This is a genomic window from Sphingomonas sp. BL-S-29, assembly GCF_055521495.1.
Genome location: NZ_CM145482.1, coordinates 1,917,553 through 1,939,521, shown reverse-complemented (window position 1 = coordinate 1,939,521; position 21,969 = coordinate 1,917,553). Strand labels below are relative to the sequence as shown.

At 67.1% G+C, this 21,969-nt stretch carries 21 protein-coding genes and 1 tRNA gene; 5 read left to right on the top strand and 17 right to left on the bottom strand.

Going from position 1 to position 21,969, the window contains the following annotated elements:
* Window positions 1-69 precede the first annotated feature (69 nt).
* The 3 genes from ACZ1I2_RS09305 to ACZ1I2_RS09295 are packed head-to-tail and all read right to left on the bottom strand — an operon-like array spanning window position 70 to window position 2,242.
* Complete coding sequence (locus ACZ1I2_RS09305) at window positions 70-1,179, bottom strand: HlyD family secretion protein (RefSeq protein ID WP_465181623.1); 1,110 nt, start codon at window positions 1,177-1,179, stop codon at window positions 70-72.
* On the bottom strand, window positions 1,176-1,622 hold the full coding sequence (locus tag ACZ1I2_RS09300) for a PaaI family thioesterase (protein WP_465174315.1): 447 nt from the start codon (window positions 1,620-1,622) through the stop codon (window positions 1,176-1,178). Before ACZ1I2_RS09300 ends, ACZ1I2_RS09305 begins: the two co-directional genes overlap by 4 nt.
* On the bottom strand, window positions 1,619-2,242 hold the full coding sequence (locus ACZ1I2_RS09295; protein ID WP_465169971.1) for a TetR/AcrR family transcriptional regulator: 624 nt from the start codon (window positions 2,240-2,242) through the stop codon (window positions 1,619-1,621). Before ACZ1I2_RS09295 ends, ACZ1I2_RS09300 begins: the two co-directional genes overlap by 4 nt.
* A 43-nt stretch (window positions 2,243-2,285) precedes the next feature.
* Here ACZ1I2_RS09295 and ACZ1I2_RS09290 point away from each other — a divergent pair, with 43 nt between their 5' ends.
* Window positions 2,286-3,875: a DHA2 family efflux MFS transporter permease subunit gene (locus tag ACZ1I2_RS09290; RefSeq protein ID WP_465174316.1), complete on the top strand. Its 1,590-nt coding sequence runs from the start codon at window positions 2,286-2,288 to the stop codon at window positions 3,873-3,875.
* Here the strand turns inward: ACZ1I2_RS09290 and ACZ1I2_RS09285 are convergent.
* The 8 genes from ACZ1I2_RS09285 to ACZ1I2_RS09250 all read right to left on the bottom strand — a co-directional run bounded on the left by ACZ1I2_RS09285 (window position 3,872) and on the right by ACZ1I2_RS09250 (window position 13,014).
* A complete protein-coding gene (locus ACZ1I2_RS09285) occupies window positions 3,872-5,269 on the bottom strand; it encodes an efflux transporter outer membrane subunit (RefSeq protein WP_465174317.1) in 1,398 nt (465 codons plus the stop codon). The two genes, ACZ1I2_RS09290 and ACZ1I2_RS09285, sit on opposite strands and share 4 nt — an antisense overlap.
* Before the next feature lie 5 nt (window positions 5,270-5,274).
* A complete protein-coding gene (locus ACZ1I2_RS09280; protein WP_465174318.1) occupies window positions 5,275-6,378 on the bottom strand; it encodes an ABC transporter permease in 1,104 nt (367 codons plus the stop codon).
* Window positions 6,378-7,511, bottom strand: coding sequence for an ABC transporter permease (locus ACZ1I2_RS09275; protein ID WP_465174319.1), 1,134 nt, complete (start codon window positions 7,509-7,511; stop codon window positions 6,378-6,380). The genes ACZ1I2_RS09280 and ACZ1I2_RS09275 overlap by 1 nt, the downstream gene beginning before the upstream one ends.
* Entirely contained in the window at window positions 7,508-9,238 is a 1,731-nt protein-coding gene (locus ACZ1I2_RS09270) for an ATP-binding cassette domain-containing protein (protein ID WP_465174320.1), read from the bottom strand. Before ACZ1I2_RS09270 ends, ACZ1I2_RS09275 begins: the two co-directional genes overlap by 4 nt.
* A gap of 4 nt (window positions 9,239-9,242) precedes the next feature.
* Window positions 9,243-10,250, bottom strand: coding sequence for an HlyD family secretion protein (locus ACZ1I2_RS09265; protein WP_465174321.1), 1,008 nt, complete (start codon window positions 10,248-10,250; stop codon window positions 9,243-9,245).
* Window positions 10,247-10,867 carry a CerR family C-terminal domain-containing protein gene (locus ACZ1I2_RS09260; RefSeq protein WP_465174322.1) on the bottom strand — a complete coding sequence of 207 codons (621 nt, stop codon included), beginning with the start codon at window positions 10,865-10,867 and terminating at the stop codon, window positions 10,247-10,249. Before ACZ1I2_RS09260 ends, ACZ1I2_RS09265 begins: the two co-directional genes overlap by 4 nt.
* Window positions 10,868-10,948: 81 nt before the next feature.
* The gene (locus ACZ1I2_RS09255; protein ID WP_465174323.1) at window positions 10,949-11,584 is read right to left on the bottom strand and encodes a LuxR C-terminal-related transcriptional regulator; all 636 of its coding nucleotides are present in this window, start codon (window positions 11,582-11,584) and stop codon (window positions 10,949-10,951) included.
* On the bottom strand, window positions 11,569-13,014 hold the full coding sequence (locus tag ACZ1I2_RS09250) for a sensor histidine kinase (protein ID WP_465181622.1): 1,446 nt from the start codon (window positions 13,012-13,014) through the stop codon (window positions 11,569-11,571). Before ACZ1I2_RS09250 ends, ACZ1I2_RS09255 begins: the two co-directional genes overlap by 16 nt.
* A 126-nt stretch (window positions 13,015-13,140) precedes the next feature.
* On the opposite strand from ACZ1I2_RS09250, the gene ACZ1I2_RS09245 reads away from it, so the two are divergent.
* From ACZ1I2_RS09245 to ACZ1I2_RS09235, 3 genes are all read left to right on the top strand, one after another.
* On the top strand, window positions 13,141-13,308 hold the full coding sequence (locus ACZ1I2_RS09245) for a hypothetical protein (RefSeq protein WP_465174325.1): 168 nt from the start codon (window positions 13,141-13,143) through the stop codon (window positions 13,306-13,308).
* Window positions 13,309-13,360: 52 nt separating this feature from the next.
* Entirely contained in the window at window positions 13,361-15,559 is a 2,199-nt protein-coding gene (locus ACZ1I2_RS09240; protein WP_465174326.1) for an Ig-like domain-containing protein, read from the top strand.
* A gap of 162 nt (window positions 15,560-15,721) precedes the next feature.
* Window positions 15,722-16,465: a 2OG-Fe dioxygenase family protein gene (locus ACZ1I2_RS09235; RefSeq protein WP_465174327.1), complete on the top strand. Its 744-nt coding sequence runs from the start codon at window positions 15,722-15,724 to the stop codon at window positions 16,463-16,465.
* A gap of 27 nt (window positions 16,466-16,492) precedes the next feature.
* On the opposite strand, the gene ACZ1I2_RS09230 is transcribed toward ACZ1I2_RS09235, so the two are convergent.
* Both ACZ1I2_RS09230 and ACZ1I2_RS09225 read right to left on the bottom strand, forming a co-directional pair.
* Window positions 16,493-16,567: transfer RNA gene (locus ACZ1I2_RS09230), tRNA-Gln, on the bottom strand.
* A gap of 86 nt (window positions 16,568-16,653) precedes the next feature.
* A complete protein-coding gene (locus ACZ1I2_RS09225) occupies window positions 16,654-17,778 on the bottom strand; it encodes a branched-chain amino acid aminotransferase (protein WP_465174328.1) in 1,125 nt (374 codons plus the stop codon).
* 72 nt (window positions 17,779-17,850) lie between these two features.
* Here ACZ1I2_RS09225 and ACZ1I2_RS09220 point away from each other — a divergent pair, with 72 nt between their 5' ends.
* Entirely contained in the window at window positions 17,851-18,339 is a 489-nt protein-coding gene (locus ACZ1I2_RS09220; protein ID WP_465169985.1) for a MarR family winged helix-turn-helix transcriptional regulator, read from the top strand.
* Window positions 18,340-18,354: 15 nt separating this feature from the next.
* On the opposite strand, the gene ACZ1I2_RS09215 is transcribed toward ACZ1I2_RS09220, so the two are convergent.
* The 4 genes from ACZ1I2_RS09215 to ACZ1I2_RS09200 all read right to left on the bottom strand — a co-directional run bounded on the left by ACZ1I2_RS09215 (window position 18,355) and on the right by ACZ1I2_RS09200 (window position 21,964).
* On the bottom strand, window positions 18,355-20,091 hold the full coding sequence (locus ACZ1I2_RS09215; protein ID WP_465174329.1) for a di-heme-cytochrome C peroxidase: 1,737 nt from the start codon (window positions 20,089-20,091) through the stop codon (window positions 18,355-18,357).
* A gap of 170 nt (window positions 20,092-20,261) precedes the next feature.
* A complete protein-coding gene (locus tag ACZ1I2_RS09210) occupies window positions 20,262-21,029 on the bottom strand; it encodes a pyrroline-5-carboxylate reductase family protein (RefSeq protein ID WP_465181656.1) in 768 nt (255 codons plus the stop codon).
* Between the two features lie 43 nt (window positions 21,030-21,072).
* Window positions 21,073-21,573 carry a type III secretion system chaperone family protein gene (locus tag ACZ1I2_RS09205; RefSeq protein WP_301087995.1) on the bottom strand — a complete coding sequence of 167 codons (501 nt, stop codon included), beginning with the start codon at window positions 21,571-21,573 and terminating at the stop codon, window positions 21,073-21,075.
* 112 nt (window positions 21,574-21,685) lie between these two features.
* Window positions 21,686-21,964, bottom strand: a complete 279-nt coding sequence (locus ACZ1I2_RS09200) for an accessory factor UbiK family protein (RefSeq protein ID WP_465174331.1) — start codon at window positions 21,962-21,964, stop codon at window positions 21,686-21,688.
* Window positions 21,965-21,969 lie beyond the last annotated feature (5 nt).

Genomic DNA, 21,969 nt, shown 5'->3' with positions numbered 1-21,969 from the left:
GTCGCGAGAGGAGAGATGGACCCCGGAACGAGTCCGGGGTGACGATGGAGTTGGAATGGGTCGCGGAAGTTACCGCAAGCTCACCTTCGCGGTCACCGACAGCCCCGGCCGCAAGCGCGCCACCGCCGGCTGACCCGGATCGAGCCTGATCCGCACCGGCACGCGCTGGACGATCTTGGTGAAATTGCCCGATCCCGGCTCGAACGGCAGCAGGGTGAATTCCGACCCCGAGCCCGGCGCAAAGCTCTCGACCTTGCCGGTCAGGCGATCCCCGTCCAGCGCGTCGACCCTGATCGTCGCCGCCTGGCCGGGAAGCATCGCCCGGGTCTGAGTCTCCTTGAAGTTCGCGACCACATAGAGCGCCTGAGAGGGCACCAAGGTCAGCATCCGCGAGCCAGGCTGAACGAAATCGCCGGTGTGGACCTGCCGATTGCCCACCACGCCATCGACCGGCGCGCGGATGACGGTATGACCCTGATCCTGCCGCGCCAGCTCGAGCGCGGCTCGCGCGCGCAGGGCGGCGGCCTCGGCCTGCGCGAGTTGCGCCAGCAGCACCGGGCGGCGGGCATGAGTCACCGCGGCCTGTTCGCTCGTCACGTCGCGATCGGCCAGTACGCGCTCGCGCGCCGACTGGGCGCCGATCGCGGTGGCGCGGACCCGTTCCATATCGCGCCGCGTGGCGAAACCCTGCGCCACCAATGCTTCGAAGCGGACTCGATCGGCGGCGGCACGGCTATATTCGGCATCGGCCGACTGGATCGAGGTCTGCGCCGCACGGACCTGCGCGGCAGCAAGGCCTTCATCAGCGCCAAGCCCCGCCAGCGCAGCCCGCGCGGTGGCGACACCCGCATCGGCATCCGCCACCGCCGCCTGCGCCGCCGCCAGCTTCGCGTCGAATTCCTGTGCGTCGATCTGCACCAGCGGATCGCCGGCCTTCACGGCCTGGTTGTCACGCACCAGCACCGCCGACACGAGGCCGCCGACCTTGGGCGCGACCGAACTGCTGTCGGCCTTGAGATAGGCATTGTCGGTGCTCTCCACCGTGCGCGGCGAAAGCAGCCAGGCCACACCGGCCACCGCGATCAGGATGGCGATCGCCGCGGCGATCAGCGGGTTGCGGCTGATCCTGCGGCGCTGCGTCGCCTCGACCGGCACATCGATCGTCGCGGCCATGTTCATGACGAGATCACCAGCAGGGTGGAGGTGGCGGTCGCAAGAATCCGGCCCGCCGCATCGGTAAGCTTCGCCTCGGCAAAAGCCACCCGGCGCCCCATGCTGATCACCGTCCCTTCGGCACGCACCACGCCCGTATCGACCGTCATGCCGCGCACATAGGAGATCTTCAGCTCGAGCGTCGTATAGCCCTGCCCCGGCGCCAGCTTCGAATGCACCGCGATGCCGCAGGCGGAATCGAGCAGGGTCGCGGCATAGCCGCCATGGACGCTGCCGATCGGGTTGTAGACCCGGTGATCGGGATTGCCCTCGAACACCGCGCGACCTTCCTCGATCTCGACCAGCGAGAACCCCAGCGTCTCGCCGATCGGCGGCTGGCGGCTCGTGTCGAGTATCGCGCGCAACTGTTCGATGCCGCTCATCGCGGCACGATCGCCAATGTCGGTCATTGCGCCTTCTCCAGCCCGAAGCGCTCGATCACCGATCGCCGTGCCCGGGCGAGGATCGCATCGGACTGCGCGGCGTCGGCGACCGCGCGCGACAGCGTCACCGCGCCGACCATCTCGGCCAGCATCGATGCGGCCGCACTCTCCGGGTCGGCGATACCGTGCCCGCCCAGCAACGCCGCGAGTCGTCCGGTCAGGCCGGCCACGCCCTGCCCGAAGCGCACCCGTGCTTCCGGGTCGAGCCGCGCGAGATCGCCGGACAAGGCTGGCAGCGGGCAGCCATATTCGCGCGAATCGCGATGCCCGGTCGACAGATAAAAATCGACATAGGCCATCAGCGCACCCTGCGGGTCACTCGCGGCCTTGGTCACATCGAACCGGCGCCCGGCGCTTTCGAACATCGCCTCGATCGCCGCCGCGATCAGCGCGTCCTTCGATTCGAAGTGCGCGTAGAAACCGCCATGGGTGAGCCCCGCCCGCGCCATGATGCCGGCAACGGCGACGCCGCCCGGGCCCTTGGCGCGGATTTCACGGGCCGCTTCCTTGAGCACACGGCGCCTGGTCTCGCTCTTGTGATCGCTGTCGTAGCGCATGGCCTTGTCGATCTCCTTTATATGACGCATATAATATAAAGGCCGCCAGGGGCAAGCCCAAGGACAAGTACCGATGTCATCCACCTCTGCCGTCGGTGCGCCGATCGATCCCATGGCGCTGCCCGACGCGCGGAAATTCCTGATCTTCGGGGTAATGGCGTTCGGCCAGTTCATGGCGCTGATCGACATCCAGATCGTCGCCGCCTCGCTGAACGAAGTGCAGGCCGGCCTGTCTGCCGGACCCGACGAGATCAGCTGGGTCCAGACCGCCTATCTGATGGCGGAGCTGGTGATGATCCCCTTCGCTGCCTTCCTCGCCCAGTCGCTGTCGACCCGCTGGCTGTTCGCGCTCTCCGCCGGCCTATTCACCGTGGCCAGCGCGCTATGCGGCCTCGCCTGGAGCATCGAATCGATGATCGCCTTTCGCGCGCTGCAGGGGTTCGTCGGCGGCGCGATGATCCCGACGGTGTTCGCCACCGGTTTCGCGATGTTCTCCGGCAAGCAGCGCGCGATGATCCCCGCGATCCTCGGCATGGTCTCCGTGCTTGCGCCGACGCTCGGGCCGACGCTCGGCGGCTGGATCACCGACGCGGCTGGATGGCGCTGGGTGTTCTACGTCAACGTGCTGCCCGGCACGCTGGTCACCATCCTCGCCCTTTCGGTCATCAGGGTCGACCGCGCCGACCTGTCGATGCTCAAGCGGATCGACTGGGTCCATCTCGCGTCGATGGCGGTGTTCCTCGCTGGCCTCGAATATGTGCTGGAGGAAGGCCCGAAGAACGACTGGTTCGGCGACACCAGCATCGCCGCCGCCGCCTGGGTGGCGTTCATTGCCTTCCTGCTGTTCCTCGAACGCTCCTTCCGCTCGAGCAGCCCGATCGTGAAGCTTTCCCCGTTCCGCAAGCCGACCTTCGTCTTCGCCTGCGTGTTCAACCTGGTGATCGGTTTCGGCCTCTATGCCGGCACCTATCTGGTGCCGCTCTTCCTCGGCCGGGTGCGCGGCTACAATGCCAATGAGATCGGCACCACAGTGTTCGTCGCCGGCCTCGTCCAACTCTGCGGCGTGCCGATCGCCGCGGCCCTCTCGCAGCGCATCGACCAGCGCATCGTCATCACTTTCGGCCTCGGCCTGTTCGCCGCGGGGCTGTGGCTCTTCTCCTATATGACGCCCGACTGGGGCTTCGCCGCCCTGCTCGTGCCCCAGGCAGTGCGCAGCTTCGCGATCATGCTGTGTATTGTCCCCAGCGTCGGCCTCGCGCTCAACGGCTTTGCCGGGCCGGAACTGCGCTACGCCTCGGGCCTGTTCAACCTGATGCGCAACCTGGGTCGTGCGATCGGCATCGCGCTGGTCACCACCTGGCTGCAGGACATGACGCGCCTCCACGCGCTGCGCATCAGCGAGTCGCTCGGCGCCTCGTCACGGATCGCGACCGATACGCTCGGCAACCTCGCGCGGATGATGCAGCAGATGACACCCGATCCCGCTCGTGCGCTGCTGATGGCGGAGGCCGTGATGGGCCGCGTCGTCGGCCGCGAGGCGCTGACCTTGGCGTTCAACGACGTGTTCCGCATCATGGCCTGGCTGTTCATCGCCGCGCTGGTGATGGTGCCGTTCTGCCGTCCGCCGAAACAGGCGAGCCCGGCACCGGTCGACGCGCACTAGCTCCACCCGCCTCCAAGCGCCTTGAACAGCGCCACCGCTGCCTGCGCCTTGCGTGCCGCGGCGTCGCTCTCGCGCCGTTCCGCTACCAGCACTGCCTTGCGCCCGCGCGCCAGCGCCAGCCGGTCGTCCTCGCCGCTGGCCACGCGCCGCTCGGAGAGCGAGAAGGCCGCCCGTTCGCGGTCCAGCGCCGCGCCCGCTTCCTGCGCCGCGATCCGCGCATTCAGGAAACGGTTGATCGCGGTCTCGCTGTCCGACAGCGCCCCCAGCACGGCCTTCTCATAACGCGCGGCGGCGCCCTGCCCGCGCGCATCGGCGGCGCGGATCTGCGCGCGGATCATGCCGCCGGAGAAGATCGGCCAGGAGATGCTCGGGCCGATCTGAAGCCGCGTGCTGTCGCCGGAAAAAAGGTCGCCGGGATTGCGCGCCTGCTGGCCGAGGCTGCCGAACAGACTGAAGCGCGGGAACAGGTCAGCGGTGGCGACGCCGATGTCAGCGGTGGCGGCGACGAGCTCGCGCTCGGCACGGCGCACGTCCGGGCGGCGTTCGAGCAATTCCGAACGAAGCCCGACCAGTATCTCGTCAGGGCTGGCCGGCAGCGGCGCGGGCGCGCGCAGCATCTTGCCGACATCTTCGGGCGTCGACCCGACCAGCACAGCGATTCGATAGGCCGCCGCGGTCGCGCTTGCCTCGGCATCGGGCACCGCAGCGGCGCTGGCCCGGGCAGCGCCCTCGGCGGTCTCGGCATCGAGCCGCGAGGCCTCGCCCGCCGCGAACCGCAGCCGGGTCAGCCGCGCGAGATCGGCATCCGCCTCCGCCGTCGCCTTGGTCGTGGCGACCACGGCCTGCGCATTGCGGAGATCGAGATAATTGCGCGCCACCTCGGCGACCAGCGACAGCATCACGTCACGCCGCGCGAACAGCGCGGCATCCTCGCGCGCCGCCGCCGCTTCGCCCTGCCGGACCTGGCGGCCCCACAGGTCGATCTCCCAGCTCGCATCGAAGCCACCGTCGAACAGCCGGAACTCGCGCTGGAATCCCGGGATCTGCCCGATCGGCAATTGCCCGTTCCGGCTCAGCACATTCTCGGTCGCCGATCCCTTGGCCGTCACGGACGGCAGGCGCGTGCCCGCCACCGCATCGCGGTTGGCGCGCGCCTCGGCCAGCCGGGCTTCGGCCTCCGCCAGATCCGGGCTGCTCTCGACCGCGCGCGCGACCAGCGCCGAAAGCTGCGCATCGCCGAAGCGATTCCACCACGCCAGATCGACCGCGCCGGGCGTGCCGGCCTCGACCCAGTTCGCGGTGACGCCCGGCGTCGAGGGCCGCTTGTAATCCGGCCCGACGGTGCAGCCGGCCAGCGCCGCGCTTGCGAGCAGTACGGCAAGGAAACGAGGCATCGGGATCACTCCATGCGCGCGCGGAACAGCCAGGCGGCCGCGCTCAGGGTCAGGCAGGCGATGAGGATCAGCGGCCAGAGCTGATGGAACACCGCGGCCGCGGGCATCGCCTTGAGGAACAGCCCCTGGACGATGACCAGGAAATAACGCGCGGGGTTGGCGTAGGTCACGACCTGCAGCCAGCCCGGCATGTTGTCGATCGGGCTGGCATAGCCCGACAACAGGATCAGCGGCGTCGTCACCAGAAAGGATCCGAGGAACGCCTGTTGCTGAGTCGCCGAGGCTGCCGAGACCAGCATGCCGATCCCGATCAGCGCCAGCATGTACGCGACCAGCGAGAGGTAGAAGAGGATCAGCGATCCAGTGAAGGGCACGCCGAACACCAAGGGCGCGACGATCAGATACAGCGTGCCGTTGAACAGCCCGACCAGGATCGGCGGGACCATCTTGCCGATCAGCACCTCGTGCACGCGCAGCGGCGAGACCATCAGCTGGTCGAACGTGCCCAGCTCGCGTTCGCGCGCCACGGTCTGCGAGGTGACGGCGAGCCCGGCCACCGAGGTGATGATCGCGATCAGCGACGGCAGGGTGAACCAGATATAATCGAGCGACGGATTGTACCAGTTGGTGACGACGCTGCCGCCGGTGGCATCGCCACGGACGTTCGGCGAAAGGTCGGCACCCACGCTCCCGGCGATCTGCGAGAGATAGCCCGACACGATCTGCGCCGCATTGGATCGACGCCCGTCCAGCACCACGCCGATCGTCGCCGGACGATGCGCCGTCACCGCGCGGTCGAAATCCTCGTCGATCACCACCGCGGCGATCACGTCCTGCCGGTCGATCGCCTTTTCCAGCGCTTCGGGCGATTCCAGCCGCCGGATCTCCTGGAAGTTCGGGCTGCCCGCGATACGCGACACGATCTCCGCGCTGTGCGCGCCGCTGCTCCGATCGAGAATGCCGATATCGACGTTGCGCACCTCGAGCGTGGTCGCGAAGGTGAAGATGAAGAGCTGGAGCAGCGGCGGCACCACCAGCACGACCCGCGACTTGGGGTCGCGCAGCACTGCCCAGATTTCCTTGACGATCATCGCGCGAAGCCGCCGCATCAGTCGAGACTCCTGCGGGTGGCCCGGAAGCTGAGGAAGAAGAAGAACGCGCCGAAACCGAGCATGATCGCGATATTGGGCAGGATCAGCGCCCATAGGTCGCCGGCCAGGAACACCGTCTGGAGCGACGGGATCAGATAACGCGCCGGCACCGCGTAAGTGATCATGCGGATCGGCCACGGCATCGAGCCGATCTCGAACAGGAAACCCGACAGCAGGAAAGTCGGCAGGAACGCGGTGAGCAACGCGACCTGGCTCGCGACGAACTGGTTCTTGGTCGCGGACGAGATGAACAGGCCGAGCCCCAATGCCGGCATCAGGAAGGCAGCGGCGATCGCGAACAGCGCGAACACCGATCCACGGAACGGCACCCCGAAGGCGACTACCGCGATCACGCTGCACAACGCCATCGAGGCGAGGCCAAGCAGGAAATAGGGGATGACCTTGCTCGCGATGAATTCGACCATGCTGATCGGCGTGGCCATCATCGCCTCCATCGTGCCGCGCTCCCATTCGCGCGCGACGACCAAAGCGGTCAGCAGCGTGCCGATCATCGTCATGACGATCGCGATCGACCCGGGCACGAGGAAGAACCGGCTGCGCAGGCCGGGATTGTACCAGTAGCGCGGATTGACGCTGATCGGCGGGGTCGCCTGTTGTCCTCCGTCGTCCAGCCCCTCGGCCGCAGCCCAGCTCGCGCGCACGCCTTCGCCATAAGCGGCCGAGAAATTGGCGGTGTTGGGCTGCGATCCGTCGGTGATGATCTGGATCGGCGGCGCCTTGCCGCGAGTCGCGCCTTTGCCGAAATCCTGCGGGATGACGATGATCGCGCGGACCTCGCCGCCCACCATCATGCCGCGCACCGCCGCCACCGACCGCGCCGTGGTCACGTCGAAATAGGGCGAGTTCTGATATGCCTGGGCGAGCCCGAGCGCCGGCGCACTGCTGTCCTCCAGCACGAGCGCGATCCGCGTGCGCGGCGTGTCGAGCGACACCGCATAGCCGAACAGGAACAGCAGGATCAGCGGCAGGACGAAGGCGATCAGGAAGGTCGAGGGATCGCGCAGGATCTGCGCGCCTTCCTTGCGTACCAAGGCCGCCAGGCGACGACGGTCGAAACGAATGCCGCTCATGCCGCTTCCGCCGTGTCGCGGTCGCGATCCGACTGCTCGATCAGCGCGATGAAAGCGTCCTCCATCGTCGGATCGTCGACACCCGCGATCTTCGCCGCATCGGCCTTCAGCGCATCGGGCGTGCCAGTCGCGATCTGCTCCGACCGGTAGATCAGGGTCACCCGGTCGCAATATTCGGCTTCGTCCATGAAGTGCGTGGTGACGAGCACGGTCACGCCCTTCTCGACCAGCCCGTTGATGTGAGTCCAGAATTCGCGCCGCGCCACCGGATCCACGCCCGAGGTCGGCTCGTCGAGGAACAGCACCGGCGGCTCGTGCATCACCGCGCACGCGAGCGCGAGGCGCTGCTTGATGCCCAGTGGCAGCAGCGCCGCATTCTCGTCGATATGCTCGCTCAGCGCGAAGATATGGATCATCTCGTCGATCGCACGCTTCGCCCGGGCCCGGTCGAGATCATAGGCACCCGAGAAGAAATCGAGATTCTGCCGGACGCTGAGATCGCCATAGAGCGAGAATTTCTGCGCCATATAGCCAAGCGAGGCACGCGCATCCGCCCGGGCCGAGCGCAGGTCGTTGCCCGCTACCGATCCGGTCCCGCTGCTCGGGGTCAGCAGCCCGCACAGCATCTTGAACGTGGTGGATTTGCCCGCGCCGTTCGGCCCGAGCAGCCCGAAGATCTGCCCCCGTGGAATCTCGAAGCTGATGTCGCGCGCCGCGGTGAAGTCGCCGAAGCGTTTGGTCAGCCCCTTCGCCTCGATCGCCGGCGTCTCGGTCTGCTCGATCGTGCGATAGGCATGGGCGAGCGCGCTCGTGCCGGGCGGCCCGCCGCCCAGGATTTCAATGAACCCGTCCTCGAAGCGCGGCTCGGCCTTGTCGACCCCGACCTTCGGCCCGGCCTCGAACGCCGCCGCATCAGGCGCCGGCACATCTTTAGCGAGCAATAGCCGCACCGACCGCCCCTGGATCGATCCGTCGATCACGTCGTCGCGGTCGAGCGCGTGCGTGAGGAACTGCCGCCGCCGTTCCTCGAACCCGGTCACGCGGATCACGCGGTCCTTCACCTTGCCGGTCAGCTCGGCGGGCGGGCCCTCGAACAGCAACTTGCCTTCGCTGAGCAGATAGACCCAGTCGCATTTCTCCGCCTCGTCGAGATAGGCGGTCGACCAGAGCACGCCGATGCCCTCGCCGGTCAGGTCGCCGACCATCGACCAGAGCTCGCGCCGCGACACCGGATCGACCCCGACGCTCGGCTCGTCGAGCAGCAGTACCTTGGGCGTGCGCACCAGCGCGCAGGCAAGGCCCAGCTTCTGCTTCATGCCGCCCGACAGCTTGCCGGCGAGCCTGTCCTGGAATCGCCTGAGGTCGGTGAAATCGAGCAGCCGGTCGAACGTCGCGCGGTGCTCTTCCTCGGGAAGCCCGCGGACCCGCGCATAGAGCGTCAGGTTCTCGATCACCGTCAGGTCTTCATACAGGCCGAAGCGTTGCGGCATGTAACCGAGATCGTCGAGCGCGTCGGCCGGCTTTTTGCCGAGCAGCTCCACCTTGCCTTCGGTCGGCGCCATCAGCCCGGCGAGGATGCGGATCAGCGTGGTCTTGCCCGCGCCGTCCGGTCCGACCAGCCCGGTCAGCCGCCCCGGCACGATCGACAGCCCGACGCCGTCGAGCGCGGGCTGGCCGGCGCCGAAGCGTTTGACCAGGCCCTCGACGCTGGCGACGGCATCGGCCACCCGCCTAGTTCCGGTGCGCCGGGCGGGCGCCGGGCACGCGCACGGTCACCGGCTGGCCCTGCCGCAACGCATCGTCGGGATCGGTCACGATGACGCGCAGGCGATAGACCAGGTCGGTCCGAAGGCTCTCGGTCTCGACTGACTTCGGCGTGAATTCGGAGCGTGGCGAGATATAGCCGATCGTGCCGCGATAGGTTTTGGGGTTGCCGTCCGCCGTCACCTGCACCGCCATGCCGGGGCTGATCCGGCTGAGCGCGGATTCGTCGACATAGGCGCGCACGCGCAGCGGCCGGTCGATCGACAGCGTCAGCACCGTCTCGCCCGGCTGGACGATCGCGCCGGGCTCGCGGGCGCGCGTGACGACCGTGCCGGGCGATGCCGCGATGAGCCGCGTGTCGGACAGGTCGGTCGCGGCATTGCGCCGCGCCTCGGCCGCCGCCTGGACTTGCGCCCTCGCCGCCTGGATGTCCTCGGGCCGGGTACCGGCATTCAGCAGCGACAGGCCCTGCTGCGCTTCGGCCAGCTGGGCGCGGGCCCGGTCGCGATCCGCCACCGTCTGGTCCCAGACATCGCGGCTGATCGCACCGGGGCCGACCAGCGGCTCGCGGCGGCGATAGTCGCGCTCGCTATTCTCCACTACTGCCTGCGCCGCGGCGACCCGCGCGCGGGCCTGGGCGATGTCCTGGCTGCGATTGCCGTTGCGCAGCTTGGCCAGTTGCGCCTGCGCCTGGGCGAGTTGCGCATCGGCCTGGCCGATCCGGCTATCGAGCGTCGCGGTGTCGAGCGTGGCAAGCGCCTGGCCCTCCTTGACCTTGGCGCCTTCCTCGACCGCGATGCCGCTGATCCGTCCGCCGACGCGGAACGCCATGTCGACCTCGCGGATATCGACATTGCCGTGCAGGGTGAGCTCGCCGTCGCCCGCGCGCGGAAACAGGCCGAAGCCACGGGTGGCGACGGCCGCGACAATCAGGCCCAGGGCCACGACGATCAACACGATGATGCGGCGGTTCATGCCAGCGTCTCCATCAGGATGCAGTGCACATTCGCGCGCAAGCGCGCGCGCAACAGGGTGGCGGTTGCCTCGTCGATCCGGTCGATACCCATGACCCGGCAGACCGAGGCGCGGCCGGCGCGCAGCACCAGCGCCTGGCCGAAGAACAAGAGCGCCAGCGCACGCACGTCCTTCTGGTCCAGATCGGTGCGGATACGGCCGAGCAAGGCGACGAACGTCTCGGCCAGTGGCTCCATCGCGCCGCGATAGAGGCGGTCGAACGCCTCGGTCGGGTCGAGCTGCTCGCGGATGATGAAGCGCGCCCAGAGTTCCGTTTCCGGGCGCAGCATCATCTGGGCAAAGCCGTCGATCAGCCGCAGCAGCCAGTCGACCGCCTGCTCGCGCGACTCGATCGCCGCCGCGCGCGCCGCCGCGAACAACGGTGCCTGCATTTCCGAAATGCCCGACGCGATCCGCTCGGCCGCGGCGAGGTACAGCCCTTCCTTGCCGCCGAAATGATAGGTGATCGAGGACATCGCAGCGCCCGACGCCTTGGCGATCTGGCGGGTACTGGCACCTTCGAAGCCGAGCCGGCCGAACTGCTCGATGGCAGTGTCGAGAAGAGGTTCGCTTTTCACGACTCAGCTTTTAGTTCGTTCGATCGAACAGTGCAACCGGCGCTGCTTGATACCGCCATGCCGGTTCACCAAGCTGCCGCGCTAGATCAGGCCCAACGCCCGTGCGCGCATCGCGGCGTCGGTGCGGTTCGCGGCGCCGATGGCTGACAGGGCCTGAGCGACATGAGTCTTCACCGTCGCCGGCGACAGATCGAGGTCGCGCGCGATCTCCTTGTTGGAATAGCCCTGGGCCACCAGCCTGAGGACATCGGCCTGGCGTGCCGTCACGACTGGCCTGGCGGTACGGGTAGATGGCGTCTCGCCATCGCCTTGCGCGCCAGCTGCCAGTTCGGCGAGGCGCGGCGGCAGATAGCGGCCACCGGCAAGCACGAGCTCGATCGCCGCCAGGATGATGTCAGTGCCGGACGTCTTGGGCACGAATCCGGCGACACCGTCCGCGATCAGATCAAGCAACAGCTGGTCGTCATGCGAACCGGTGATCACGAGAATGGGTGTGCCCGGTGCCACGCGCGCCAGGTGCGCGATGCCCTCGCGTTCGGCGGCGCCCGGCATGGTAAGATCAGCCAGGCAAAGGTCTGGCGTCGCCGCCGCCTGATGCCAAGCCTCGGGAAAACTGCCCGCCTGCGCGATCGTCGCGTCGGGCCAGCGTCGAGCGACCGCACCCGCCAACGCCTCGCGCACCAATTGATGGTCGTCGCAGATCAGGCAGCTTCGCATGTCGGCTCCCGAAGGACGGCCGGCTCGGGCGCAAGACGCTGACCGAGGGGCAGGCGGATACGGAAAGCGGCGCCGCGGCGCCATCGCCGATCCAGCACGAGCGTGCCGCGCTGCAATTCGATCAGGCGCCGCGCCGAAGACAGCCCGAGACCGAAGCCACCGCGATTCTCGAGCCCATGGTCCGACCCTTGGGCGAAATCGTCGAACAACCGCTCCACATCGCCCGGTGCGATGCCGCGTCCGTCGTCGATCACGCTGAGCTCGACCGCATCTTGCCGCACACGAGCCCCGACCAGGACGCGCGTGCCGTGGGCATGGTGGATGGCATTGCCGACCAGATTGGCCAGCGCCCGCTGCAACAGGCGCGCGTCGGCGCGCGCGACGATGCGGCTCTTTACCAGGATCAGACGCACGCCCGCCGATTGGGCGGCCGGGCCATGTTCCATCACCACCGCGCCGACAATGTGGTCGATCGGCACGTCGCCGACCCGGGCGATGACGGCACCCGCGTCGAGCCGCAAATGATCGAGCATCGTTTCAAGCAGCGCCTGGACTGACTGGAACGCGCTCTTCGCGCCGCGCGCCGCGCGGGCGCGCGATACCGGGTCCTCGCTTTCCAGCGCCTGATCCATGAACAAATGCGCCGCCTGGATCGGCTGCTGAAGATCGTGCGAAGCCGAGGCGATGAACCGCGTCTTGGCGTCGCGTTCGGCTCGCACGATGGCGAGCGCGCGCTCGAGCGATTCCGCAGCGCGCTGAGTCATGGCCCGCGCGTCGGACGCGTCGTTGGCCGCGCGCCAGATGAGGCCGCGAATGCCGATGATCGCGGCACCGGCCATGATCAGGAAGAGTGCCAGCGGCGTGGCGAACGGCACGTCGTGAGTCAGCACGAATGCGGACAGCGACGCGATGAGCGCGAGGCAGCCCAGTACCGACAGCCCATCGCCCCCGGTCATCATCACCATCGCGACGAACCAGACATAGAGGAAGATCGCGAACATGCGCAGATCGTCGTCGGCGGGCGGCAGGAGGATCCACACGCTGGCCGCGATCCCGGCGCAGAAGCTCACCGTCACGACCTGCGACGCGCGGACCCAGAAGCGCGCCGATCGCGCCGCACGCCAGCGCGGAACGGCAAAGGCGGCCAGCAACAGGCACAGAAACAGGACACTGCCACCCATGAAGGCGAGCCAGCCCCGCAGCAGCATGGCATCGACGATCGCGGAGAACTGGGCATGGATGAAGATGAGCACCGTCGCCATCACGACGATGCCGACGATCGTCGTGCGGCTCTTGCTCCGCATCTCCTCGACCTCTTCGAGGCGCAGCTTCACACCGGGTTCGGGCATGATGCGCAGTGCCATCCGGTCGTCGTCCCCCTTCGCGCCTCGGCCATTCGGTTCGGCCACGCGGCCGATACGCTCGTCCAAGTCCCCCGTCTAATCAATAACTCACGGCCGGTTTCAACGACTTTCTTCACTGAAAGCCCGGGGAAACCGTGTCGTACCGGATCGCAACGGCGCCAGCCGCACGACCATCCTATCGGGGGGGAAAATATGCGTATCTTGACCACCCTGGCCGGCCTGCCGGTCGACACCGATTCCGCGATGGCGGCCCGTGCCCGGGGCGGAGCGGACCGGAGCAAGAGCCTTGCCGTGTCCCGCGCCGATGTCGGCGCCATCCGCACCAACAGCGGCAGTGCCGGCCCCCGCGTCACCTCCTGAACCGCCCGGGCCTGCGAACGGCCTCGACAATCATTGAATTAGAGGAATTCCCATGCGCCGTACCTTAGCCAGCCTGATGATCCTCGGGGCGATTTCCGGATGCAGCGGGGGCGACTCCGGCGGATCGGGCGGCGGAGGAGGTGGCGGTGGCGGCAGCACCGCCGATACGCAGGCGCCGATTGTCAGCCTCGCCGCGCCGGCCACCGTCGAAGGCGGGCTCACCCTCGCGCTGACCGCGACGGCAACGGACAATGTGACGACGGGGTTGACGCCGACCATCGCCTGCGACGGTGGCACGCTGACCGGTACGATGCTGGTCACGCCCGTGGTGACGGCGGCCACCACCATTACCTGCACCGCCAGCGCGACCGATGCGGCGGGCAATACCGGTCGTGCGACCGCCTCGATCAGCGTCCAGCCCACCACCGTCTCGCTCAAGCAGGCGCCCGGGACGAGCACTCTCTCCCAAGGCAAATATGGTGCGCTTTTCGCCGAGAACCTGCCCCTCGAACAGGCCAGCTACACCGGCAAGCTCGGCGGCAAGGACGTCACCCTCTATCGCAGCGACGACGCCAGGACGTTGGTCTTCGTCACGCCGACCGGCCTTTCGGCCGGCGCACAGACGATGACAGTCACGATCGGCAGCCGCAGCTACAGTTTCACCGTCCAGGTCTCGGCGCCGGCCGAAGTGGCCAACGCCCGCAACGTCGTGCTCGATTTCCTGACGACGCGGAAGAACGAGGCCCAGGCGTTTCTCGCATCGGCGGGTGCGAGCCTGAACGCGACGGCGAAGGCAGACATCAACGCGAAGATCGCTCAGCTCCAGACTGGCATCAGCACGATCGACAGCTTCTCCGCGGAGGATCTGCGCAACGCGGCGATCTACATCCAGGCCAATCAATTCCTGGCCGCGTCGACGCTGGCGGCACGGTCGCTCGTCCCGAGCGCGGCCGACGACCGGAAGTGCAACGCCGCCGCCGACATCTTCATCTACAGCGTCGTCACCACCATTGCGGCGGCGAAGGTCACCACCCTCGCCGCCGCGGGCATCGGCACCGGGCTCGGTGCGATCGTCTTCGCCGGTGGCGCGCTGCTGACCTATCTCGCCTTCGACAAGGGCGTGCTGAAGTCGCTCGATGCGATCGCCGATTATTGTTTCGACATCGAGAAGCTTGGCCTCTCCAACTATAATTACCAGCCCAGCGGCGCGATGATCGCCGGACAGAAGGTGCGCTACGTAACCGCGACCACGGCGGCCACGCGCCTTGGCTTCTCGAACGACGTGCCCCGCACCTTCCAGGTCCAGCAGCACAAATCGCTGTTCGCGAGCGTCGCGGGTGCCATCAAGTCGTCGACCGACAAGCTGTACGCACTCGCCGTCGCCAACAATTATGTGCCGGAATCGCTAGCGAAGATGGTCAGCAGGGTCGGCGGCTATGACGAGAACCTGCCCGCCTCGACCGTGGCGCTCAGCGGTATAACCTCCGGCGTGACGGGCTCGGCGTCGGGCAGCGGCGACGTGCTGACGCTCCGCTTCAAGGCCGTTAACCCGGACAAGGAGAATATCGACTTCAGCTTCACCCTCACCCCGGCGGACAGCAAGGCGCTGCCGGTGGACGCGACGCTGACGCTGGCGCTGCCCAAGGTGAACGACGCGGCGATCAAGGTGACGCAGGGCCAGCCGACCTCGTCGAGCCTGCAGGTAAGCGGCGCGGATACGCTGGAGCTGGTCGACCGGCCGACCAAGGGCAATGTCGCGCTGCAAAACAATGGCAGCTTCATCTACACGCCGACCGGCCAGAATTTCGGCGACGACAAGTTCACCTATCGTGGCAAGAACGCCAATGGTTATTCCAAGGCGGCCACGGTGCTGGTGACGATCGAGCGCAAGTTTGACGGCGCCTGGAGCGTCACCAGCCGCTCCACCACGACCAGCCAGTCCCAGGCGGGACTCTGCCCGAACGAGACCAACAGCTTCACCATCATGGTCAGCAAGGTTTCGGATACGCAGTACACCACTTCCTATGGCGGCTTCCCGATCACCCTGACCATGTCGAGCAAGGATGATCCGGCGGGGCTCAGCGGTTCGACCACCGTCACCTATGACGATGGTCCCGGCAAGACGACTGAAACGCTTAATGCCAGTATCCCGAACAGCTCCCAGCTCACCGGCAGCGGATCTTTCAGCTATGCCGGTCCCGGCAACACCCGGTGCAGCGGCACGACTTCGGTAACCGGCGTGCGACCGTAAGCCCGCGAAGGGGCGCGGCGCGCGGCGCCGCCGGTGCGGGCAGCTCCCTCCCTGCACCGGCGGCGTCGAAGAGCGGACAAGGGCCTTCCCCTTTCTGTTCCAACGGCGCGCGTATAGAGCGATTTCCCCAAGGGCTTTGAGGCCAGGGGAAAGAGGCGATGATTGACTGAGGCGACGGACCGGACCGGACTGACGGACCCATTGGCGGCAGCGCTTGGCGAACAGGGCTATGTCTGCCTCTCCGCGGACACGGTATTGGCGCGGCTCGGCCCTGAGGCTCGTCGGGCGTGGGAAGGGTTCGCCCGCTCCTGGGACGCACTGGGACCCGATCTCTATATGGCCGATGGCGGCCGGTACCGGCGACGCCGGCACGCCGCGCTCAGGATGTCCGGCGGCGCGATCGAGCCCAAGCCGCGTCAGCCCCATTTCCAGAGCCGCGACTATAACCCGCTGAACGGGGACGTGCAGCGATGGTTCGAGCCTGTCCTGCCCGAGACGCTGGCCAATCCCGTCCTGCAGGCGATCCTGGCGGTCTGGACGCCCCTCCTTTGCGCGGTGGGGGAATATCCGGCCGACCAGGCCTGGCATGTCGAGCTTCACCAGTTTCGCATCGAGACATCAGCGGCCGAGACGGGAAGGCCGACGCCCGAGGGCCTTCACCGGGACGGCGTCGACTGGGTGTTCGTGATGCTGGTCGATCGCAGGAACGTCTCGGACGGCGTGACCGAGATCGGCGACGAGGCCGGCCGGCGGATCGGCCAGTTCACTCTGGCGACGCCCGGCGACGGGGTTCTGCTCGACGACCGCCGCATCCGTCACGGCGTCACGCCGATCCGGCCAATCGATCCGGATGAGCCGGCATGGCGGGACGCGCTGGTCGTGACCTGGCTGGCGGAATCAGCCTGATCTAGGCTGCATGTTCAGGAAAAGGTCTGGCTGGGGCGGCAGGGTTCGAACCTGCGAATGGCGGCATCAAAAGCCGCTGCCTTACCACTTGGCGACGCCCCAGTGAGACCCTGTCGGAACGACCTGACGGGAACCGGTGAGCGGAGGCCTTTAGGCACCCCAACCGATTCCCGCAACGGGCGTGATCGTCAGGCCTGGTCGAGCCGCTCCACCCAGCCATGCGGATCGGGCGCCTTGCCGCGCTGGATGTCGGTCAGCGCGTTCAGCATGCGCAGCGTGGTCTGGCCGGGGCCGCCGCTGCCGATGGTGAAATCGCCGCCCCGCATCTTCATCTGCGCGATCGGCGCGACCACCGCGGCGGTGCCGCAGGCGAACGCCTCGCGCAGCCGGCCGCTTTCCGCATCGGCGCGACACTGGTCGATCGCATAGGGTTCTTCCCGCGCCGTGAGGCCCATGTCCTTCGCCAGCTTCAGGATCGAGTCGCGCGTGATGCCGGGCAGGATCGTGCCCGTCAGGGGCGGCGTCGAGATCGAACCGTCGTCGAACACGAAGAAGATGTTCATGCCGCCCAGCTCCTCGATCCAGCGACGCTCGGCCGCATCGAGGAACAGCACCTGGTCGCAACCCTGACGGATCGCTTCCTTCTGGGCGACCAGGCTGGTGGCGTAATTGCCGCCGCACTTCGCAGCGCCGGTGCCGCCGGGCGCGGCGCGGGTATAATCCTCCGACACCCACAAGGTGACAGCCGATGCGCCGCCCTTGAAATAGGCGCCGACCGAGGAGGCGATCACCGCATAGAGATATTCCGCCGAGGGCTTCACACCCAGGAACGCCTCGCTCGCGATCATGAACGGCCGCAGATACAGCGAGCCGCCGTCGGAGGTCGGAATCCAGTCGTGATCGATCCGCACCAGCTGGCGAATCGACTCGAGGAACAGCTCTTCCGGCAATTCAGCCATCGCCATCCGCTGGGCCGAACTGCGGAACCGCGCCGCATTCGCATCGGGCCGGAACAGGGCCGTTCCGCCATCGGCGAGGCGATATGCCTTCATGCCTTCGAAAATTTCCTGCGCGTAATGCAGCACGGCGGAGGACGCATCCATCTGGAACGGCGCGCGCGGCTGGACGCGGGCGTCATGCCATCCTTGCGCTTCATTGAAGCGGATGGTGACCATATGATCAGTGAAAACCCGCCCGAATCCAGGGTCTTCCAACAGGCGCGCGCGCTCGTTCGCGTCGACCAGACCGGGATGCGGCTCCTGGGTGAAGGTCAGGCCGCTGCCCTTGCTCCCGTCGGTCGTTATATCGAGCATGGTTCCATTCTTACAATTTGATACAATTTCTAGGGTTGAAGCCTAGTAGGGAAGGCGCCAAATCCGGTCAACATGGCAGCCCCGTCAACGACCGCTTCACCGCTTTTCCTGCGGGAGCCCGAGCTTCGCCGCGGAATGGAATTGCTCTATTTCGGCAACAGCCACCTCACGCGCGCGATCGATCGCGGGCTCGCGGCGCAGGGCCTTGGCCGTGCGCACCACCGCGCGCTCTATTTCATCGCCCGCCAGCCCGACATGACCGTGAGCGAACTGCTTGCGCTGCTCGCGATCACCAAGCAGTCGCTCGGCCGGGTACTGACCGAGCTGGGCGATCGTGGGCTGGTCGAGACCCGCCCCGGCGAGCGCGACCGGCGGCAGCGCCTGCTCCGCCTGACCGACGCTGGAAGGGGCCTCGAGAACGAGCTGTTCGAGGCCCTGCGCGAGCGGCTCTCCGCTGCGTATGCCAGCGCCGGGCAATCAGCGGTGAGCGGCTTCTGGGCAGTGCTCGAGGGCCTCATCCCGGAGCATGAGCGCCCCCGCGTCGAGAGCCTGCGGGACTAGCCGCCCCTCTCCCCTTCAAAGCGTCTTCAGATATTCCAGCAAGGCCAGCTTGTCCGCGTCGGGCAAGGTCGTGCCGAATTCATGCCCGCATCGGCTGTTGCCCGAATTGCGCTGGTCGCATCCCGTGGTGACGCGCACGCCGTTCAGCCCGGGCTGGGCAGCAGCAAGGCCAATCGCCTGCGTGTCGTAATAGGGGCCGACCAGGAAGGACGCGGCACGCTGGTCCGCCGGCTTGAGCAGGTCCGCCAGAGTCGCGACCGATCCGTTGTGCAGATAGGGCGCGGCTGCCCAGATGCCGTAGAGCACACGCGACTCGTAACGGTATTTGCCGTCGGTCGGCGCGGCCGCGTCGTCGTCGAACGCATCGTTCAGCGCCTGCTTCACCTGGTCCGACGGCATCGGCCCCTTCGAGCTCTGCTGCTTCGCGATCAGATTGCCCCAGATCGCCGGCACCCATGATCCGCTTTGCAGGATCGACCCGCCGACCGACACGCCGAGCAGGCTGAACGAGGTCGCCGGATTCTTGATCGGCGGCATCAGGAACGGGATATGCGCGCCCTTCAGCACGCCCGGATCGGATTCGCGCGCGAGGATGTCATACTCGTGCGAGTCGGTGCCGACATCCAGCAGCGGGGTCGCCCAGGTCGCCTGGTTGGGCAGACGCTTCTTGCCCGGCGTCTGGCCGTGACAGGAGACGCAGCCGCCCTGCGCCTGCGACCAGTTGTAGATTTCCTGGCCGCGCGAGACGAGCGCGGGGTCGACCGGCCATTGCCATTTCGGCGCGCCGATCAGCTGCACCAGGTCCTCCAGCTTCAACAGCCCATCGAAATCGGTCGATTGCTGATGCGAGGTGCCCTTGCCGATGAAGTCGATGCCGAACAGGTGGAAGAAGGACTTCTTCGGCCGGAAGGTACCGAACACCCCCATCACTTCGCCGGTGTTGCGCGCCAGGCCGTAAATGTCGCTGCCATTGGCGGAAAAGCCCGGCCACTGCGTGTAATCCTGCTTCGGCGCGTTCCACAGGAACGGATAGCGCACCGGCGCGTCGGCGATCTTGATGTTCGATTCGATCAGATAGCTGGGCGGCTTGCCCAGATCGAGGCCGGTCAGGCGGTCGAAGATCATGCTGACTGCGTCGAGCCGACCGAGCCCCCACAAAGGGGTCGGATAGGCGTTGTTCCGCAGGGCATTCTCGCGATGATACCACAGATCGAGGTCCGAGCGGAGCTGCTTGACCTGCTTCGCCGAAGGATTGGGGCCGAGCACCGCCGTCGCAAAGGTCGCGAACGAGGCATTGGTCGCGCGCACCCGGCCGACCGCATCGACCAGATCGGTCAGCAACGCCTGGAAATCGACCAGCGCCGGGCCGCCATCGATGCGATATTGCTGAGTCCCGACGACGATCTGCCTGGTGTGACAGGCAGCGCAGGTCATGCCCGCCACTTCCTGCCCCGGTGCGCCTGCCTTGGTGAAGCCGATCGGCAGGTCGGAGCCGGGATTGGGCAGATAGCCATAGCGCGCGAGCTGATCGCCCAGGAAAGGCTGGCCGTCGGCGGTGGTAAGCGCGTTCAGCCAGGCGAGCGGGATCATCTGCGATCCCTGGTCGCGCGAATAGAAGTCGCTGCGCGTCGAGTCGGTCCAGGAACTGCCCTGGTCGACATAGGTCACCTGGCCGCCCGCCATGACCGGCAGGCCAAAGCTCACCGCGATCAGCGACGCCGAAATACAGCTTTTCAGGAAGAGTTTGCGCATCACCAATCCCCGGACGAAAGTGCCTACGCAATACGCGGCTGGCCGAACGAGATTTCGGCAAGTCCAGGAAGGCGGACAAGTCACGCGCTTCCGGCCTGGACACCATCATGTCCGGCGGATTTGGGCAATCGGAGTTGAAACCATTTCGGGAGGATGCGCCCCCGACTGGCCTAAGCCTGGCGCGCTGCAGCCGCCATTTCCGCATTGCGCCGGGTGGCTGCGGCCAGCGTGTCGCGCATCAGCGTCTTCAGGGCGTCGTCGCGATCCAGGACGTTGAGCCCTTCGCGCGTCGATCCGCCCGGGCTGGCGACACGATCCGCCAGTATCGCGGGCGATACGTCAGCCGCCGACGCCAGCATCGCCGACCCCTCGACCGTCGCAATCGCCATGCGCTGCGCCTGATCCACGGGCAGGCCGAGCGCTTCGCCTCCTGCGGCCAGCGCATCGATGACCCGGTAGAGGAAACCGGGGCCACTTCCGGCCAGCGCGGTCACGACGTCGAACAACGTCTCGTCCGACATCCATTCGACCAGCCCGAGCGGCGCCATCAGCGCCGAGACGGCATCGTGCGTGTCCGCATCTGCGTCGTCGGAGTAAAGCCCGACCACTCCCTTGCCGATACCGACGGGCAGATTCGGCATGGCCCGCACGATCGAGCCTGCGCCGAAACGCCGGGCCAGGGTCGCGCTCTCCACGCCGGCCAGGATCGACACCAGCACCGGCACCCCTGCCAGTCGGGCACCAAAGCGGTCCGTGATCTCGTCGATCTGCTGGGGCTTCATGCCGAGCATCACCATGTCGGGCAGCGGCCCCTCGGGCAGGTCGCGCGCCTGGCGTACGCCTTCGGGAAGCGCGCGATCGGTCCGGTTGACCACATCGACCCGGTCCGCCGCGATCACGCCGCTGGCGATCCAGCGACGCAGCATCGCGCCGCCCATATTGCCGCAGCCGATCAGCCAGATCGTCTCGATCGTCACCGGGTCAGGCTTCGCCCTGGGTCTCGGTCATCGCCGCGGCGAGCGCTTCCTTCGGCGTCTTGCCGCCCCACAGCACGAACTGGAACACCGGGTAGAAACGCTCGCACTCGTCGATCGCCGATTCCACCAGCAACTCCGCCGCGCCGAGCGACATGGTGCCGTTCTCGCCCTCGATCATCGCGGCGTGGCGATAGAGGAGGATCCCGCTCGACGACCATAGCTCGAAATGGCCGACCCAGAGCTGCTCGTTGATCAGCCCGATCGCCTCGTAGATCGCGCTGCGGCGCTCATCGGTGACGCGAATGTCGGGAAAGGCGAGGAACTGGATGACGCTGTCCTCGTCACGCCACAGCGCCCGGAGCTCATATTGAGTCCAGCTGCCCTTCACCTTGGCGATGACTTCGTCGTCCTGGCGCTCATGCTCCCACCCATGTGCCGCGAAATAGCTTTCGAGCATGTCGATGGGGGCCGCGTCGTCGCGTTCGTAATCGGCTTCGTCAAGCATCACGCCATCCCTTCCCGTGCCGCCGTCGTGACACCAGATGTGGTGCCCCGATACGGTGGGACGCACAAGTCAAGCGTGGATAGGCCTGTAGAAAAAGCTGTGGAAAAGATCGTCAGGCTCCTGCCTTGGGTTTCTTGGGGGCGACAGGAGCCGCTGCTGCTTCGAGCGCATCGATCCGGGCGCGCAGCGCATCGGCATCGTCGCGGGCCGCCGCGGCCATCGCCTTGACCGCTTCGAATTCGTCGCGGCTGACGAAGTCGAGACCGCCGATCCATTCCTTAGCCTTGGACCTGGCGCCCTGTTCGGCCTCGCGGCCCATGCCGGCCAGCGTGCCCGCGGCGCCGTTCACGAACTTCGCGAAATCGTCGAAAATCTTGTTGTCGGACTGCATCGGAT

Excerpts from the sequence above, each read along its gene's own strand:
- ACZ1I2_RS09305 (WP_465181623.1), bottom strand. The coding sequence starts at position 1,179 with ATGAACATGGCCGCGACGATCGATGTGCCGGTCGAGGCGACGCAGCGC.
- ACZ1I2_RS09300 (WP_465174315.1), bottom strand. The coding sequence starts at position 1,622 with ATGACCGACATTGGCGATCGTGCCGCGATGAGCGGCATCGAACAGTTG.
- ACZ1I2_RS09295 (WP_465169971.1), bottom strand. The coding sequence starts at position 2,242 with ATGCGTCATATAAAGGAGATCGACAAGGCCATGCGCTACGACAGCGAT.
- ACZ1I2_RS09290 (WP_465174316.1), top strand. The coding sequence starts at position 2,286 with ATGTCATCCACCTCTGCCGTCGGTGCGCCGATCGATCCCATGGCGCTG.
- ACZ1I2_RS09285 (WP_465174317.1), bottom strand. The coding sequence starts at position 5,269 with ATGCCTCGTTTCCTTGCCGTACTGCTCGCAAGCGCGGCGCTGGCCGGC.
- ACZ1I2_RS09280 (WP_465174318.1), bottom strand. The coding sequence starts at position 6,378 with ATGCGGCGGCTTCGCGCGATGATCGTCAAGGAAATCTGGGCAGTGCTG.
- ACZ1I2_RS09275 (WP_465174319.1), bottom strand. The coding sequence starts at position 7,511 with ATGAGCGGCATTCGTTTCGACCGTCGTCGCCTGGCGGCCTTGGTACGC.
- ACZ1I2_RS09265 (WP_465174321.1), bottom strand. The coding sequence starts at position 10,250 with ATGAACCGCCGCATCATCGTGTTGATCGTCGTGGCCCTGGGCCTGATT.
- ACZ1I2_RS09255 (WP_465174323.1), bottom strand. The coding sequence starts at position 11,584 with ATGCGAAGCTGCCTGATCTGCGACGACCATCAATTGGTGCGCGAGGCG.
- ACZ1I2_RS09245 (WP_465174325.1), top strand. The coding sequence starts at position 13,141 with ATGCGTATCTTGACCACCCTGGCCGGCCTGCCGGTCGACACCGATTCC.
- ACZ1I2_RS09240 (WP_465174326.1), top strand. The coding sequence starts at position 13,361 with ATGCGCCGTACCTTAGCCAGCCTGATGATCCTCGGGGCGATTTCCGGA.
- ACZ1I2_RS09225 (WP_465174328.1), bottom strand. The coding sequence starts at position 17,778 with ATGCTCGATATAACGACCGACGGGAGCAAGGGCAGCGGCCTGACCTTC.
- ACZ1I2_RS09220 (WP_465169985.1), top strand. The coding sequence starts at position 17,851 with ATGGCAGCCCCGTCAACGACCGCTTCACCGCTTTTCCTGCGGGAGCCC.
- ACZ1I2_RS09215 (WP_465174329.1), bottom strand. The coding sequence starts at position 20,091 with ATGCGCAAACTCTTCCTGAAAAGCTGTATTTCGGCGTCGCTGATCGCG.
- ACZ1I2_RS09210 (WP_465181656.1), bottom strand. The coding sequence starts at position 21,029 with ATGGGCGGCGCGATGCTGCGTCGCTGGATCGCCAGCGGCGTGATCGCG.
- ACZ1I2_RS09205 (WP_301087995.1), bottom strand. The coding sequence starts at position 21,573 with ATGCTTGACGAAGCCGATTACGAACGCGACGACGCGGCCCCCATCGAC.
- ACZ1I2_RS09200 (WP_465174331.1), bottom strand. The coding sequence starts at position 21,964 with ATGCAGTCCGACAACAAGATTTTCGACGATTTCGCGAAGTTCGTGAAC.